A 15915-nucleotide genomic window follows, 5' to 3' on the forward strand; every position below is an offset into this window, starting at 1 on the left:
CATTATTCTTGTATTGATTGATATTATCTTTTTATTAGTATTGAAATATAAATATACAGTCGGATTTAAAAACAGAAAACTAGTTGAATATATCGATAAGACATTAAAAAAGGATGACACGGACCCTACTATATAAATAAAAACAGTATTTTTACAAATTCCTAAACAGTCTTATCGATATTAAACTAGTTCTCCTGCAAGTATGAACCGGAGAACTGTAGACATAACAGAATGGCAAATCGACAAATCATATTGGTGACCGGCGCTTCTTCCGGCTTTGGAGAAATCACTGCATCTCTATTGAAAAAGAATGGACATATCGTGTACGGGACAAGCCGGAAAGAGACAGCAGACACGCCTGAAGGAGTCCGCATGATCAGAATGGACGTCACCGATACCGCCTCTATCCACAAAGCTATCAGCCGGATCATTTCCGAGCAGGGACGTCTCGACACGGTTGTCAACAATGCCGGGGTCGGGATCAGCGGAGCTTTAGAATTGGCTACCGACGAAGAAATCTCCTGGCAGATGGATACGAACTTCATGGGGATGACACGGGTTTGCAGTGCAGTCTTACCTTATATGCGCAAGGCGGGAAAAGGGAAAATCATCAATATAAGTTCCATCGGAGGCATCATTGCTGTCCCTTTCCAAGGATTTTATTCAGCATCCAAATTTGCTGTCGAAGGATATAGTGAAGCATTAGCAGCCGAAGCATATCCGTTCGGAATCAGGATTTGCCTGGTCGAGCCGGGAGATTTCAAAACCAACTTCACGGCAAACCGGAATGTTTCTCCGGCTACTCTCCGCCACAAAGACTATGGGAAAACTTTCATCCGATGCATGAAGGTTATCGAGGAAGCCGAAAAGGAAGGGGCCGACCCGATAAAACTGGCCCGCGCCGTCTGCAAATTAGTAGAAGCCGAAAAACCGGCATTCAGGACAATTATCGGACCGAGAGGACAGGTTTTGTTTGCCAAAGTCAAAAGAATACTCCCCGACAGATTCATACAATACATCGTAAGGACCTTTTACAAAATCAGCTAAACCGCTGAAGAGCAGATGTACGACCTTAGAATACTGCACATTCGGAAAACATAACCACTGCGCCACAAGGGTTTCAGGTCACACCTCCAACTCCCGGTACACCGAGGGAGTATGCCCCACGCTCTTCTTGAATATCCGTGTAAAATGTTGCGGATATTGAAATCCGAGCTGGTAAGCAATCTCGCTGACACTCTTGTCCGAACCGAGTATTTCTTCTTTGGCGATGGCGACCAGCTTGTTCTGGATATATTCCTGCGCAGTCCGTCCGGTTTCTTTTTTCACCAGGTCGCCGAAATAATTGGGAGACAGGTTTACTTTGTCGGCAAAATATTTTACGGTAGGGAGTCCTTCCGTTTGCGGTTTGTCGCTCTGGAAATAGGCGTCCAGCAGGTTCTCGAACCGGGTCAGGATGTCTTTGTTCACCTTGCCACGTGTGACAAACTGCCGTTCGTAGAAGCGCATGCAGTAATCCAGCAACAGTTCGATATTACGCGTGATCAGGCGTTTGCTGTGCTTATCTATCGGGTGTGTCAGTTCCTGCTGTATCTTATCCAGGCAATCCCGGAAGATAGTCCTTTCCTCTTCCGACAGGTGAAGGGCTTCGTTGGAGGAGTATGAGAAAAACGAATACTGCTTGATCTCCTGCCCCAACGACGTTCCTCGTATCAGATCGGGATGGAAGACCAGTCCATGCGACATGGGCCGTACGCCTTCCGCCATCCGGACTTCGACGACCTGTCCGGGCGCGAAGCTCGTCACGGTTCCTTCCTGGTAATCATAAATCTGTTTCCCGTAGCGCAAGTCGCCACATTTGACTTGCTTCAAATACAGGGCATACACGCCGAAGTTCAATACCGCATGTTTCGGAAAAGTTGTCGCTTCCGACAAATCAACTACCGAGACCAGCGGATGCAGCGTTTCCAGTCCGTACAGTTTGTTGTACCGGTCTATCGAATCGAGTTTGATTACTTCTTCCATAGGATAATATGTTTACGTTTCAGGCAAATATAGCAACTTTACCTGTATGCCGGGCAAAAAACAGTAATATTGGTAGCTATATCTGTAATTTATACCTGTAATTAAGGTCATACTATCCGTAATCCGGATACAAAAAGTTCGATCCCGAAGCCTTATCTTTGCAAAAAATTAAACCCAATAAAGATATGACACTCGACATTTTTTTAGAACATATAGAGGCGCATAAGCCGCTCGACACGACTGAGATTTACCGTTTCATGGACGAAATGAGCGACGAGGCGCGCCGGATCACCTTTGAGCTGAACGGTTCGTATCTGCCCCAGGATCAGTTGCGAGAACTGTTTGCCCGGCTGTTCGGCAAACCGGTAGACCCTTCGTTTCGTGTTTTTCCTCCGTTCTATACGGATTTCGGGAAGAATATTACGATCGGAAAGAATGTGTTCATCAATGCATGCTGCCATTTTCAAGATCACGGAGGTGTGACGTTGGGCGACGGCTGCCTGATCGGACATAACGTCGTGTTCGCAACGCTCAACCACGATTTCAATCCTGAAAAGCGTGATGTGATGACGGCTGCTCCCATCGTGTTGGGGCGGAACGTATGGGTCGGTTCCAACTCCACCATCCTGCAAGGGGTAACTATAGGCGACGGCGCCATCATAGCAGCCGGAGCAGTGGTTACGAAAGATGTCCCGGCCAATACCGTCGTTGGCGGAGTTCCCGCCAGACATATCCGCAACATCGAACCATAAACCGCCTTTGCCGACTCATTTATTTTATGAAGCAAAACCTTTATATCCTGTTTTTACCTGTACGAATGTTTGATTTTAAGAAAAACTGAACCTATATTTTAGGCACGGATTACACAGATTACACGGTTTAAATATGTTTTGAAAAAAAACTTCTTGCCGTGTAATCCGTGTAATCCGTGCCTAAAATTGATTCAAATCTGCCAAGATATGAGTATGTGAAGTTGCCCCTATTGATGCCTGTCGCCTCCCGAAAAGACAGGCATCGGTTGCCGGATAGATGCCTACCTTTTTGCTGCTACCCTATAGGCTTTTCCCGGACAGGCTAAAGGCTGTATTTTTTAGCCTATAACCTGTATTTTATGGGACAGGAACCAATTAGATCCCTTATATGACAAAACTAAAAAACAGGGTTCACGGCGGTAAAAGGCTAATGGCCAGCGATTTGCTGTGAAGGCTGTGAAACCGGTTTACGATCAGCCAATCCTATCGATCAATCCCGCCTTTTTTTATCTTGCATTCACAGGGTTCACAGCAACATGCTGATCTACAGAGTTTCCCAGACAGTGTGAACCCTAATTAAATAAAACAACCAGGGGGTATTTAGAGGATAATCTAAGAAAAACTGAACCTATATTTTAGGCACGGATTTCACGGATTACACGGCAAGAAGTTTTTTCAAAACATATTTAAACCGTGAAATCCGTGTAATCCGTGCCTAAAATTGGTTCAAATCTGCCAAGAAAGAACCTATTCTAAACGGATTTATATATATAAAAAATACAAGAACCCCTCTAAAAAAGGTAGATATCCATAGTTTGCTAATATTCAGGCCATTGCCAAACATCTTGTTTCTTAAAAAATATTAACCTTGCAGGTAATTTGAAATATATGGGGTATAAAATCAAATTTCATGCGCTACTATTTCGATTTGGACCAACGGGTATTTTGGGAAACTGTACAATAAGTAAGAAATCACAATAAGTGCACCATCCTGTGATTTTTATACAAAACCTGTAATTGAGGTAATAACATCCGTAATCCGTCTACAAAGGGAACCGTCCGCACATCGTAATTTTGCATTGTACAAATTATTAATCATCAAATGTAATTGAATATGAATAAAACAATTATCGCGATCCTCCTGATATGGCTGACAACTGCCGGAAGGGCCGGTGCAAGCATTGAACAGAATCAAAAGAAAGATATGAATATGGAAAACTTGAATTTAACAGAAGTATGGGATAAGACATTCCCTGAAAGCGACAAAGTGAATCACAGTAAAGTGACTTTCGTCAACCGCTACGGCATCACGCTTGCCGCCGACCTGTACGTACCGAAAAATGCAGAAGGCAAACTGCCGGCTATTGCTGTCAGCGGACCTTTCGGAGCCGTCAAGGAACAGTCGTCGGGCCTTTACGCCCAGACGATGGCCGAACATGGATTTTTGACTATCGCCTTCGATCCTTCTTATACAGGCGAAAGTGGAGGGCAACCCCGTTACGTGGCTTCACCAGACATTAATACGGAAGACTTCAGCGCTGCCGTCGATTTCCTTTCTACGCGCGACGACGTAGACCCCGAACGTATCGGCATCATCGGCATATGCGGCTGGGGAGGATTTGCAATAAATGCAGCAGCCATCGACACCCGCATCAAAGCGGCCGTCGCTTCGACGATGTATGACATGAGCCGTGTAACGGCAAACGGATATTTCGACGCGATGGATGCCGACACCCGCTATGAACTGCGCAAGCAACTCAACGCCCAGCGGACGGAAGACTACAAGAACGGGACGTATGAACTTGCCGGCGGCGTGGTCGACCCCCTACCTGACGATGCACCGCAATTCGTGAAAGACTATTATGCCTATTACAAGACCGGTCGCGGCTATCACAAACGTTCGCTCAATTCCAACAGCGGTTGGAACAAGACCTCCGCGCTCTCGTTCATCAACATGCCTATTCTCTCTTATAGCGACGAGATACGCAACGCCGTGCTCCTCATCCACGGGGAAAAAGCCCACTCCCGCTATTTCAGCGAAGACGCATTCAAGAAGCTGAAAGGCGAGAACAAGGAACTGATGATTATCCCCGGTGCAAGCCATGTGGATTTATATGACCGCATGGATGTCATACCTTTCGACAAATTGGAGGCTTTCTTCAATCGCTATCTGAATGAATGATACATCTATGAAAATGCGGTTATTATCTTTTATATTGTTGTCCGGGATGTCTCTGGTAACGGTTGCTTGCAGCCCGGACAACGATCCTTTGACAGACGGAACGGTAATTCCTGCACCTGATCCCGGCGAACCGGACGAAATCCCTGATAACAGCACCATGAACAGAAACATCACGATCCGCGCAGGCAGCAACAGTTTCACTGCCACGCTCGAAGACAACGAAGCCGGAAAGGCCTTTGCCGCCCTACTGCCTATGACTGTCAACATGAACGAGATGAACGGGAACGAGAAGTATCACAACCTTTCCGGCAATCTTCCGACAAACAGTTCCCGCCCGGGTACTATCCGCACAGGAGACCTGATGCTGTACGGTTCGAACTGCCTCGTACTCTTCTACGCTACTTTTTCCTCTTCCTACAGTTATACCCGTTTGGGCCGTGTGAATAATCCTGACGGATTGGCTACGGCTCTCGGAAACGGCAATGTGACAGTAACTTTCGATATAAACAACTAACAATATAAAACATGCAACAGATTAAGAACAAAGAATTTGGCGGCGAACGTCCCCTATTCGCTTCACACGACCTTCAATTGAACAATGTAACCATTCATACCGGAGAATCGGCACTGAAAGAATGCAGCAATATCATCGCGGTAGAATGCCGCTTCGAGGGAAAATATCCCTTCTGGCACGTAGACGGCTTCGTCATCAAAAACTGCCTGTTCACCGAAGGCAGCCGGGCCGCACTCTGGTATTCGCAGAACCTCGTAATGACCGACACACGGGTGGAAGCTCCCAAGATGTTCCGTGAAATGGACGGCATCAGATTAGAAAACGTACAGATCCCCGATGCACAGGAAACGCTTTGGCATTGTCGCAATGTGGAACTGAAAAACGTACAGGTCGACCATGCGGATTATCTTTTCATGCATAGCGAAAACATCAGGATCGAGAATTATGCGCAGAATGGCAATTACTCCTTCCAGTACTGCAAAAACGTGGAAATCCGCAATGCGATCATCCATTCGAAAGACGCATTCTGGAACACGGAGAATGTAACCGTCTATGACTCCGAAATCAGCGGCGAATACCTGGGCTGGCACTCGAAGAACCTGCGCCTGGTGAACTGCAAGATTTCAGGGACGCAACCGCTTTGCTATGCCCATAACCTCGTGATGGAAAACTGCACGATGGCAGACGATTGCGACCTGGCTTTCGAATACAGCAGCGTACACGCCACCATCGAGAGTCCTGTTCACAGCGTGAAAAACCCGCGTACAGGAAGCATCAAGGCCGAAAGTTATGGAGAAATCATCCTCGACGAGCATGTTAAAGCGCCGGCAGATTGCGAATTAAGATTATTGGACGAGCGTACTTGTTTTTCCGCCTGAGTCATGAAATATAACTTCGACGAAATCATCTCTCGCCACGGCACGAACTCCTATAAATGGGACAGCGCCCCCGACAGGGATGTATTGCCGATGTGGGTAGCCGATATGGATTTCCGTACGGCTCCCGCCATCGTCCACGCCCTGCAACAGCGTGTGGAACAGGGTATTTTCGGCTATACCCGCGTACCGGATGCTTATTACGAAGCCGTAACCGGCTGGTTCGGACGCCGGCACGGCTGGGAGATACGGAGAGAATGGATCATCTATACATCCGGCGTAGTTCCTGCCGTTTCAGCCATAATCAAGGCATTGACCGTACCGGGCGACAAGGTTTTGGTACAGACACCGGTCTACAACTGCTTTTTCTCTTCCATCCGCAATAACGGGTGCGAAGTGGCCGGCAATCCGTTGGTCTATGGAAACGGGACGTTTGTCACAGACTATGAAGACCTGGAACGGAAAGCCGCCGACCCGAAAGTGAAGGTGATGTTGCTTTGCAATCCGCATAATCCTGCCGGACGTGTCTGGACGAAAGAGGAACTCCTGAGAATCGGCGAAATCTGCATCCGCAACGGCGTAACGGTCGTATCGGACGAGATACATTGCGAACTGGTTTATCCCGGACATACCTATATCCCTTTCGCTTCTCTTTCGGAAGAGTTCCTGCAACACTCGATTACCTGCATTTCGCCCAGCAAATCTTTCAATATGGCAGGACTGCAAATAGCGAACATCGTGGCGGCAGACGAGAATATGCGGAGGAAGATAGACAAAGCAATCAATATAAACGAAGTGTGCGACGTAAATCCTTTCGGGGTAATCGCGACCATCACCGCCTATAACGAATGTGAGGAGTGGTTGGCTCAACTGCTGGATTACCTGGAACAGAATTACCTCTGCATGAAAGAATTCTGTCAGGAATATCTGCCGGATTTCCCGGTAACCGTGTTAGAAGGAACCTATCTGGTATGGATGGACTGCCGTGCCTTGCACAAGTCTTCGGAAGAACTGGAACGCTTGCTGGTTAAAGACGCCAAGTTGTGGCTGAATGCCGGAACCATGTACGGAGCGGAAGGAGAAGGTTTCATGCGCTGGAACATCGCCTGCCCACGCCCGTTACTGATAAAAGGATTAAAACGGTTCAGGAATTTCGTATATAACCGATAATAGAGATTGCAATGGAAACAGCCCGGAAACAACTTGCTGTCATCGTCGCATACTTCCTCATTTATGTAGTATGGGGATCGACATATTATTTCATCGGAGTTGCATTGGAAGGATTTCCGCCATTCCTGCTCGGTGCTTTGCGTTTTACAGCCGCCGGACTGTTATTGCTTGTTTTATGCCGCTTCCATAGGGAACGCATATTCAGGAAAGAACTTATCCGGCGCTCCGCAGTGAGCGGGATCGTCCTGCTCTTTATCGACATGGCGGTTATCATGCTGGCACAGCGTTATGTGAGCAGCAGCCTGGTTGCAATCGTGGCTTCTTCAACGGCTGTCTGGATCATGCTGCTCGACGTGCCGATGTGGAAACAGAACTTCCGGAATGTGGCGGCGGCAGGAGGCATCGTCTTAGGTTTCATCGGAGTCGGACTTTTATACTTCGAACAACTGGATATGAAAACGGATATGCCGCATAGCGAATATGGTATTCTACTGCTGATAGGCGGTTGCCTGTCGTGGGCGCTCGGCACGCTTTACACGAAATACCGCTCTTGCGGAAGCGAAAGCGCCAACGGTTTCGCAGGTTCTGCATGGCAGATGTTCTCGGCGAGCGTCATGTTCTGGATATGCGCCGTGACTACAGGCGAAATACAGGAAACCGATTTCGGAGAAGTCCCGCGCAAAGCATGGCTTGCCCTGGCCTACCTGATTACTTTCGGCTCCATACTGGCCTATTCCGCATACGTCTGGCTACTGAAAGTACGTCCGGCAACCGAAGTCGCCACCCATGCTTATGTCAATCCGGTCGTAGCGGTAGCTATCGGAACGGAGTTGGGCAATGAACAGGTGACAACGGTACAATTGGCCGGTCTGATCGTGATTCTGGCAAGTGTCATGCTGGTAAACAGGAATATTTGTTTCCGATTCAAAAAGAGGACTTAAACTTGAAAACTCTTCATTTACCGGTAAAAGAGACCATCCGATCCCCTATCCCGACTTGCTTCTCCGTCCGGCCCGAACCTTTTTCCTTATAAAGATAGCCTCGGAACATGCCGGTACTGTTGAAAGGCATAGCGATATTTCCATCCTTATCGACAGCGACCAGGCCGCCATTGCCTTCATTTATATTCAGTTCGGTATTGATAATGTAATCGGCGGCTTTCCCGACCGGCTCTTTCAGGTATTTATAGCGGGCGCAAACATTAAAAGCTACCGCATGACGGATAAAATATTCCCCATGTCCGGTACAAGAAACAGCGCAACTGTTATTGTCTGCATACGTTCCGGCGCCAATCACCGGAGAATCGCCGATGCGCCCCCATTTCTTTTTAAACATACCGCCTGTACTGGTCCCAGCCGTCAGATTGCCATCCTTATCCAGAACCACACAGCCGACCGTCCCGTTCTTCTTGCTTTCCTGCTTTAGTTTTTCAATCCAACTTAAAGTCTTCGGAGTCGCAAAATACATATTATCGACCTGTTCCAGACCTTGCTCTTTGGCGAAAGCGTCAGCACCCGCACCGCTCAACATTACATGATCCGTCTTTGTCTTGACGGCATAAGCTGCATTAATCGGATGTTTAACAGTTTTCACACCGGTTACCGCACCGGCAGACAAGTCTTTACCTTCCATTATGGAAGCGTCCAGTTCGAAGGTCCCGTCAGCCGTACAGGTTGCTCCTTTTCCTGCATTAAACAAGGGATTGCTTTCAAAATAATTAATCACAGCCATGACAGCCTGCGGACCTTCGCCACCGGCAGACAAAATACGGTCGCCAATCATCAAAGCCGAGTCCAAAGCGGCATAATACTGAACGGATTTTTCCGGATCGTCCTGGAGGCCGCCCATATTCCCGGCACCTCCATGTACGACAATCACATACTCACGCTCCTGCGCAAAAGCAGAGAAGAGCGCACAGGAGCATACGAGACTTAATAAAAACAGTTTCTTTTTCATGGTAATTACATATTTATTTATACCAGACCGGACCCGGCTGATTTCCCATCTCAAATTCCAATGTGTCGCCATTCATAATCTGTTCATGGGTAATATAGCTCTTGTCATACGGTCGACCGTTCAGCTTCACTGACTGGATATAAATATTCTCCCGGCTTACAGCCGGAGCCAGAACCGTGAAGGTCTTGCCATTTGCCAGATGCATCTTTACTTCCGGGAATATAGGAGTTCCGATCTCATACTTACCGCTGATCGGATCGACCGGGTAGAAGCCCATCGAACTAAATACGAACCAGGCCGACATCTGTCCGCAATCTTCATTACCGCAGATTCCGTCCGGAGTATTCAAATACAGGTTATGCAGGACCTCGGCCACATATTTCTGCGTCTTCCAGGGCTGTCCTACCTTATTATATAAATAAATCACATGATGACTCGGTTCGTTGCCATGAGCATACTGCCCGATCATGCCGGTGCTGAAAATCGGCAGGTCTTCATCCGATTTCGGAACATATGTGAACATACTGTCCAGCTTCTCCGCGAAGCGTTCTTTGCTTCCGACCAGGCCGATCAAACCGTCCAGATCCTGGGGTACAGACCAGAAATATTGCCAGCCATTGCTTTCACAGATATCTTCGGTATAATCGTCGGGGCTGAAGTTTGCGGCGAAATTTCCTTTCTCGTCACGCGGCTGCATAAAAGAAGTGGCCGGATTGTAAACATTCCGGTAGTTCTGAGCACGTTTATAGAATTCGTCGGCAATCTCTTTCTTGCCCATCTTCTCTGCCATTGTTGCAATGCAATAATCATCATAGGCATATTCCAATGTCTTGGATAGCGACCAGTTCTCCCATTTCTTCGGATCGCTGTAGGCCGGGACATATCCTAACTTCTTGTAATCGCCGATTCCCCGGTAATCATCACGGTTGGCTGTGGCAATGCAAGCCTCAAGCGCTTTTTCCGGATCGAAATTGCCGATACCTTTCAGATAAGCATCCACTATTACGGGGACGGCATGGTAGCCGATCATCATATTGGTCTCCCAGCCATACAAATTCCATAATGGCAAAGCACCATTCTGTTCATAGAATTTCAAGAACCCTTTGATCATATCGTTTGCACGTTCCGGTTCGGTATAGGTAAATAGCGGATGGGAAGCGCGATAGGTGTCCCACAACGAAAAAGTAGAATAGTTCGTCCATCCGTCCGCTTTATGGATCTGCTGATCCGGGCCGTAATAGGAACCATCCACATCACTGTAGATAGTCGGAGCGATCATGGAGTGATACAGTGCAGTATAGAACTTCACCAGATCATCGGTATCCGAACTCTTCACCTCTATTTTAGAAAGCTGCTTGTTCCATGTCTTGGCAGCCTGCGCCTGATAATAATCGAAATCGTCTTTCGGAACCTCTGCACGCAGGTTCTTGCCTGCCCCTTCCATACTGACACCGGATATTCCTGTCGTGACTAAGATTTCTTCATCTTTCTCCGTATTGAAATCGAAACGGGCGATATAGGCAGTGCCGATCCAGCCGCGATCCTTCGTCGAGATGGAAGTCGTATCCAGATGATAAGCCGCGAAGGGTTTCGAGAAACGAGTCTCAAAATAAACATGCTGCAAGGGAGACCAGCCCTGCGAGAAGCGATATCCCCGGATCGTCATTGAATCGACCACCTCTATACGCGAATCCAACGTAAAATCCCAGTTCATCGCTTTTTTGAGGTTCAGAAATACGGAAGCCTCCGCTTTGGGGAACGTATAACGCTGAATACCGCAACGTTCGGTCGCAGTCAACTCGACATTAATATTGTAATCTTTCAACAATACGCGGTAATAGCCAGCCGAAGCCGCCTCGTCGTTATGCGAGAAAGTCGAATAGATGCCTAAGGGAGCAGGTGCTTCCTTATACGGACGTGTCACCGGCATGAAAGAGATATCGTACAAATCGCCCGCACCCGTTCCGGACAAATGAGTATGGCTGAAACCGGCGATAGTCGTGTCAGGATAAAAATAACCGGAAATACGATCCCAACCGGGAAGCCCGTTGTCTGGGCTCAACTGAACCATTCCGAAAGGGACTTGCGCTCCCGGATAGGTATTACCGGTAAAGTCCGTCCCGATAAAAGGATTTACATATTGTGTATAATCATCCGCCTCCTGTTGTTTTTCTGGCGTGCAGGCTACCAAAGCCAGCAAGGAGACCGCCAATAAGGATATGTGCCTCATGTTTACATAATGTTTTAGTCTTGACAAATATACAAAAAAGAGACGCACAATAAAAACTGTACGTCTCTTCTATAACTATTTTACGATGTCCGTAGTTTTAGGCCGGTGCAATTTCCGTACTATCTTCATCCTCATCATCTGCATCTTCATTCGTATCATTCTTCACAAAGAACGCACTCAATTCAAACAATCCATACAACGGGAAGAATACGATACCCAATGTGAACGGGTCGCTACTCGGGGTGATAAACGCTGCTGCAACCAACAGCCCCACGATAGCATGCCGTCTGTATTTGTGGAAGAACGAACGTTTCAACAAACCGATCTTCGACAACAGCCACGAAACCAGCGGCATTTCAAAAACGATTCCCATCACAAAGATCAGCATCAGGAAATTATCCATATACGAATCCAAAGAGACCTGTTCCGTTATATTGGCACTCAATTGATAGGTTGCCAAAAAGCGCAGCGTCATCGGGAATACCATAAAATATCCGACAGCACATCCAATAAAGAACATGATCGTTCCCAAAAGAAATACCCATTTGACATTTTTCTTCTCGTTCTCATACAAAGCCGGGCTGATGAACTTCCAGATTTCCCACATCAGATAAGGGAAAGTAAGCACAAGCGCCAACCAGAACGAGGTGGTCATGTGAGTAAAGAACTGAGATGCTAATCTGATATTAAACACATCCACGTGAAAATTATCATTACAGAAATCAGGCAGGACATCAAACCACGGACTAACATTGACCAGCCACAGGTTCAAATCGCACAACCATCTGTAAAAGATAAAATCAGAATAACAGGGAGCCAATACTACGCGGTCAAATATGCCATCGCTACCACGCATAAAGGCAAAACTGCCTATCGCAAAGATAAAGAGCGCTAAAAAAGAACGGAACAAAGTCCAACGAAGTGCCTCCAGGTGATCCCAAAAGGACATTTCTTCTTGTTCTAATTCTGCCATCTTTTACTTTTTATCGGTATCGTCTATCTTAATGTCGTCTTCCAACCCTTTTACACCGTCCTTGAAGTTCTTCACACCTTTACCGATACCTTTCATCAGTTCAGGTATTTTTTTACCACCGAAAAGTAACAAAACAATAATGGCAATGATGATAATCTCGCCAGTTCCTAAATTTCCAAGAAATAATAATTGATCCATGATATTGTATAAATTAGTCGTTAATATACCTGTTATCGATGGGGCAAAGATACAATTTGTAATGAATAGTACCCCAATTATTCTAAATTTATTACCTTTGTGCCATCTTAAAAAACTGAAATTAGAAAAAGATTAGAAAAAATGAAAGCGTATGTATTTCCCGGTCAGGGTGCACAGTTTGTCGGAATGGGAAAAGACCTTTACGAAAACAATCCCCTTGCAAAAGAGATGTTCGAAAAGGCTAACGAAATCCTCGGTTTCCGCATCACGGATCTAATGTTCGCCGGAACAGACGAAGATCTGCGTCAGACAAAAGTAACACAGCCTGCCATTTTCTTACACTCAGTCATTCTTGCAAAAACATTAGGTGACCAGTTCAAACCGGATATGACAGCCGGACACTCTTTAGGAGAATTCTCCGCGCTTGTTGCAGCCGGAGCATTGTCTTTCGAAGACGGACTTGTCCTGGTATCCAAACGTGCCATGGCGATGCAGAAAGCCTGTGAAGCCACTCCCTCGACTATGGCTGCCGTTTTAGCATTGCCTGACGAAAAAGTAGAAGAGATCTGCGCAAGCATCGAAGGCGAAGTTGTCGTATGTGCAAACTACAATTGTCCGGGACAGCTTGTCATCTCCGGTTCCGTACCAGGTATCGATGCCGCATGTGAAAAGATGCTGGCTGCCGGTGCCAAACGTGCACTGAAGCTGAAAGTGGGCGGTGCTTTCCACTCTCCTCTGATGGAACCGGCCCGTGCAGAACTGGCCGCCGCTATCGAAGCGACCCCGATCCATAAACCGTCTTGCCCTGTTTACCAGAACGTAAGCACAAAAGGCGAAACCTGTCCTGAAACAATCAAGGCTAACCTCATCGCCCAACTGACTGCCCCGGTTCGTTGGACACAGAGCGTGCAGAACATGATTGCCGACGGAGCCGATCATTTCATCGAACTGGGTCCGGGCGCCGTACTTCAGGGATTGGTGAAGAAGATCAACAAGGAAGTGACGACAGAAGGTATGCAATAAGCAACTGTCAGCTTTTAATATAAAAAAACAGCGTCGTACGTTTTCGAATGTACGACGCTGTTTTTCTATTAATAAAGGAGTGCATGTGCTTTCACTTCAGATTCCACCACAAGGCAGTTCCTACCACATCCGGGCCGCCCAGCAGTTCGAGAGCTTTGTTATAGCCTTCGAGGTTGTTCGTCTGGATATTGGCCGGGTAGCGGTAACGCTTCGGATAAAATTCCAGACGGCATTCTTTTGAAGTGGCAACCGTCAAAGGGACCTGGTTCAACGGGTTGTAGTCTTTTTCGACAGCCTGGTTCTCGAAAAAAGGTAATCCGATACGGCGATGATCGCTCCAGACCTCTTCCGGTAGCCAGGGTACTTGGGCAATATATTTCTGCGTGAATATCTTCGTCATCGCATCGTTATTGTATGCCCCGCCACGATAGATGGAGTTCTTCGGATAGGTATAAGTCATCGTCTTGTCCTCCTTCGTGTACGGATCGACATAGTTTACGGTATAGGGCTTTGCCTCCGTCGTATGGTCGAAATTGACAGATGTCCCGATCCGGTTATATTCGGTAGAAGACAGATAAGCCCCTACTTCACTCAACAAGCCATGATATTCGAAGCTGGCGGTCACTCCGTTCTCGTAGTTCGATTTGGGAGAACCCGGAACATTCCAACCACGCACGCCAGCTTCAGCCAACAGGAAATAGCTTTCCCAGGGGCCGAAATAGACACGTTTCTGAGTGCTCATACGATATTGCTTGGACATGGACGGATAGTTATAGTTCTTTCCGGTCAATTCGGTAACCAAACCGCCTTTTACATCCCATTCGCCGGCTACCCATGTACCCCAGGTATATTTAGGGTCGATTGTCAGCATCGGCTTCGTGTTATCGGCCGGATCGAACAGGGAGACCGGTTTCACCTCGCTGGCGGCTCCGATATAATCGGAATAGACCACTCCGTCGTTCCATCCGACCACGCTGAACAGTTTCGGTGCACGCGGATCGACATATTGCGGAATGCCGTCGAAATAGAATCCGGCACACGGATCGTTCGTCGTCAACGGGAAATGCTTATCCAGGTACAAGCCCATGTAAGTATGCGGGTCCTTCAGATGCATCTTCAATGAATCAGGCAGCGGAAATTCGTTGTTTCCCAAACCGACCACCAGATTCTTGAATGTGACAGACATCGCCTGCGCGTTCCAGGTACGGGACATGACGCTGGTCAAATCGCTCCATCCGTCCTTTTCCTGTACGCCGGCAAGTTCGGAGAGTGAAGAAATATATCCTTTGGAGGCGGCATCTTCAAACTCGCTCTCGGCTAACTGCGGGTTGGCATTCACGATACGCATCGCCAGGCGCATACGCAGGGAATTGGCATATTTCTTCCACATATTCACATCTCCCGCATAGAAAGCGTCTTCCGCCGACATAGGAGACATATCGATCGACGGATCGAGCGCGGCCTCCGCCTCTTTCAGTTCCTCCAGGATAAAAGTATAAATCGCCTCCACGCTGTCATACTCGCCCGGAACGCCGGAAAAAGCATCCAACGCCGGGATCGGCCCGAAGCCGTCCGACACTTCCGAGTTCAGGTAAGCCCGCCAGATGCGTGCCATCTGGATCACATTCTTATAATACGGATAGAGCTCGGCTTCGCCATCGGCCACTTTCTTCTCGCCCAACTGGATGGCTTTAGTCGCCTGGTTCAACCATTTCACGGCGTAGTCGTTACTCAGGTAGCGCGTAATATAGTCATTATTATCCGTACCGATCGTGAAACCGCTTCCCCGGTTGAAACGGGACGCCCGGTTCCAGGTCAGGATAAACATACGTTCGGCGATCTCCGGATTCATCTGGTCGCCGATGATCGAGGCGTTCAGGAACCATTCAGGCTTCACCTTGCTTTCGTCCACCTGGTTAGGATCTTCATTTATCTCCTGAAAATCGCTACAAGATGAAAACAATGCCACCATGGAGAACAGCCCTGTCAATATTTTATTCTTCGTATTCATATCTTT

14 protein-coding genes are annotated in these 15915 nt (G+C 47.5%); 8 read left to right on the top strand and 6 right to left on the bottom strand.

The genetic code is table 11. The annotated features are described in order from the left end of the window. Window positions 1-231 precede the first annotated feature (231 nt). A complete protein-coding gene (gene kdsR, locus H8S65_RS09235) occupies window positions 232-1047 on the top strand; it encodes a 3-ketodihydrosphingosine reductase (RefSeq protein ID WP_186929704.1) in 816 nt (271 codons plus the stop codon). Between the two features lie 78 nt (window positions 1048-1125). On the opposite strand, the gene H8S65_RS09240 is transcribed toward kdsR, so the two are convergent. Beyond that, window positions 1126-2025, bottom strand: a complete 900-nt coding sequence (locus tag H8S65_RS09240; protein ID WP_186929705.1) for a helix-turn-helix domain-containing protein — start codon at window positions 2023-2025, stop codon at window positions 1126-1128. Between the two features lie 185 nt (window positions 2026-2210). On the opposite strand from H8S65_RS09240, the gene H8S65_RS09245 reads away from it, so the two are divergent. The 6 genes from H8S65_RS09245 to H8S65_RS09270 all read left to right on the top strand — a co-directional run bounded on the left by H8S65_RS09245 (window position 2211) and on the right by H8S65_RS09270 (window position 8459). Beyond that, entirely contained in the window at window positions 2211-2777 is a 567-nt protein-coding gene (locus H8S65_RS09245) for a sugar O-acetyltransferase (RefSeq protein WP_186929706.1), read from the top strand. Between the two features lie 1114 nt (window positions 2778-3891). Then, a complete protein-coding gene (locus tag H8S65_RS09250; RefSeq protein ID WP_186929707.1) occupies window positions 3892-4959 on the top strand; it encodes an alpha/beta hydrolase in 1068 nt (355 codons plus the stop codon). Beyond that, the gene (locus tag H8S65_RS09255) at window positions 4952-5473 is read left to right on the top strand and encodes a cyclophilin-like fold protein (protein ID WP_255489130.1); all 522 of its coding nucleotides are present in this window, start codon (window positions 4952-4954) and stop codon (window positions 5471-5473) included. The genes H8S65_RS09250 and H8S65_RS09255 overlap by 8 nt, the downstream gene beginning before the upstream one ends. A gap of 11 nt (window positions 5474-5484) precedes the next feature. After that, entirely contained in the window at window positions 5485-6351 is an 867-nt protein-coding gene (locus H8S65_RS09260) for a DUF3737 family protein (protein ID WP_186929708.1), read from the top strand. A 3-nt stretch (window positions 6352-6354) separates the two neighbouring features. Continuing rightward, on the top strand, window positions 6355-7518 hold the full coding sequence (locus H8S65_RS09265) for a MalY/PatB family protein (protein WP_186929709.1): 1164 nt from the start codon (window positions 6355-6357) through the stop codon (window positions 7516-7518). Between the two features lie 11 nt (window positions 7519-7529). Continuing rightward, window positions 7530-8459, top strand: a complete 930-nt coding sequence (locus tag H8S65_RS09270) for an EamA family transporter (RefSeq protein ID WP_186929710.1) — start codon at window positions 7530-7532, stop codon at window positions 8457-8459. A 13-nt stretch (window positions 8460-8472) separates the two neighbouring features. Here the strand turns inward: H8S65_RS09270 and H8S65_RS09275 are convergent, their stop codons facing one another. From H8S65_RS09275 to H8S65_RS09290, 4 genes are all read right to left on the bottom strand, one after another. Beyond that, complete coding sequence (locus tag H8S65_RS09275; RefSeq protein ID WP_186929711.1) at window positions 8473-9474, bottom strand: isoaspartyl peptidase/L-asparaginase family protein; 1002 nt, start codon at window positions 9472-9474, stop codon at window positions 8473-8475. A gap of 13 nt (window positions 9475-9487) precedes the next feature. Then, window positions 9488-11704 carry a GH92 family glycosyl hydrolase gene (locus H8S65_RS09280; RefSeq protein ID WP_186929712.1) on the bottom strand — a complete coding sequence of 739 codons (2217 nt, stop codon included), beginning with the start codon at window positions 11702-11704 and terminating at the stop codon, window positions 9488-9490. Window positions 11705-11801: 97 nt separating this feature from the next. Then, the gene (gene tatC, locus H8S65_RS09285; protein WP_186929713.1) at window positions 11802-12677 is read right to left on the bottom strand and encodes a twin-arginine translocase subunit TatC; all 876 of its coding nucleotides are present in this window, start codon (window positions 12675-12677) and stop codon (window positions 11802-11804) included. Window positions 12678-12680: 3 nt separating this feature from the next. After that, a complete protein-coding gene (locus H8S65_RS09290; protein WP_005639296.1) occupies window positions 12681-12875 on the bottom strand; it encodes a Sec-independent protein translocase subunit TatA/TatB in 195 nt (64 codons plus the stop codon). 141 nt (window positions 12876-13016) lie between these two features. On the opposite strand from H8S65_RS09290, the gene fabD reads away from it, so the two are divergent. Then, the gene (fabD, locus tag H8S65_RS09295; protein WP_005643807.1) at window positions 13017-13898 is read left to right on the top strand and encodes an ACP S-malonyltransferase; all 882 of its coding nucleotides are present in this window, start codon (window positions 13017-13019) and stop codon (window positions 13896-13898) included. A 91-nt stretch (window positions 13899-13989) separates the two neighbouring features. On the opposite strand, the gene H8S65_RS09300 is transcribed toward fabD, so the two are convergent. Continuing rightward, window positions 13990-15909: a SusD/RagB family nutrient-binding outer membrane lipoprotein gene (locus H8S65_RS09300; protein ID WP_186929714.1), complete on the bottom strand. Its 1920-nt coding sequence runs from the start codon at window positions 15907-15909 to the stop codon at window positions 13990-13992. Between the last annotated feature and the right edge of the window lie 6 nt (window positions 15910-15915).

The organism is Parabacteroides hominis (genome assembly GCF_014287585.1).
Taxonomy (GTDB): Bacteria; Bacteroidota; Bacteroidia; order Bacteroidales; family Tannerellaceae; genus Parabacteroides; species Parabacteroides hominis.

Excerpts from the sequence above, each read along its gene's own strand:
- H8S65_RS09250 (WP_186929707.1), top strand. The coding sequence starts at position 3,892 with ATGAATAAAACAATTATCGCGATCCTCCTGATATGGCTGACAACTGCC.
- H8S65_RS09255 (WP_255489130.1), top strand. The coding sequence starts at position 4,952 with ATGAATGATACATCTATGAAAATGCGGTTATTATCTTTTATATTGTTG.
- H8S65_RS09275 (WP_186929711.1), bottom strand. The coding sequence starts at position 9,474 with ATGAAAAAGAAACTGTTTTTATTAAGTCTCGTATGCTCCTGTGCGCTC.
- H8S65_RS09280 (WP_186929712.1), bottom strand. The coding sequence starts at position 11,704 with ATGAGGCACATATCCTTATTGGCGGTCTCCTTGCTGGCTTTGGTAGCC.
- tatC (WP_186929713.1), bottom strand. The coding sequence starts at position 12,677 with ATGGCAGAATTAGAACAAGAAGAAATGTCCTTTTGGGATCACCTGGAG.
- H8S65_RS09300 (WP_186929714.1), bottom strand. The coding sequence starts at position 15,909 with ATGAATACGAAGAATAAAATATTGACAGGGCTGTTCTCCATGGTGGCA.
- H8S65_RS09245 (WP_186929706.1), top strand. The coding sequence starts at position 2,211 with ATGACACTCGACATTTTTTTAGAACATATAGAGGCGCATAAGCCGCTC.
- H8S65_RS09265 (WP_186929709.1), top strand. The coding sequence starts at position 6,355 with ATGAAATATAACTTCGACGAAATCATCTCTCGCCACGGCACGAACTCC.
- H8S65_RS09240 (WP_186929705.1), bottom strand. The coding sequence starts at position 2,025 with ATGGAAGAAGTAATCAAACTCGATTCGATAGACCGGTACAACAAACTG.
- H8S65_RS09290 (WP_005639296.1), bottom strand. The coding sequence starts at position 12,875 with ATGGATCAATTATTATTTCTTGGAAATTTAGGAACTGGCGAGATTATC.
- fabD (WP_005643807.1), top strand. The coding sequence starts at position 13,017 with ATGAAAGCGTATGTATTTCCCGGTCAGGGTGCACAGTTTGTCGGAATG.
- H8S65_RS09260 (WP_186929708.1), top strand. The coding sequence starts at position 5,485 with ATGCAACAGATTAAGAACAAAGAATTTGGCGGCGAACGTCCCCTATTC.
- H8S65_RS09270 (WP_186929710.1), top strand. The coding sequence starts at position 7,530 with ATGGAAACAGCCCGGAAACAACTTGCTGTCATCGTCGCATACTTCCTC.
- kdsR (WP_186929704.1), top strand. The coding sequence starts at position 232 with ATGGCAAATCGACAAATCATATTGGTGACCGGCGCTTCTTCCGGCTTT.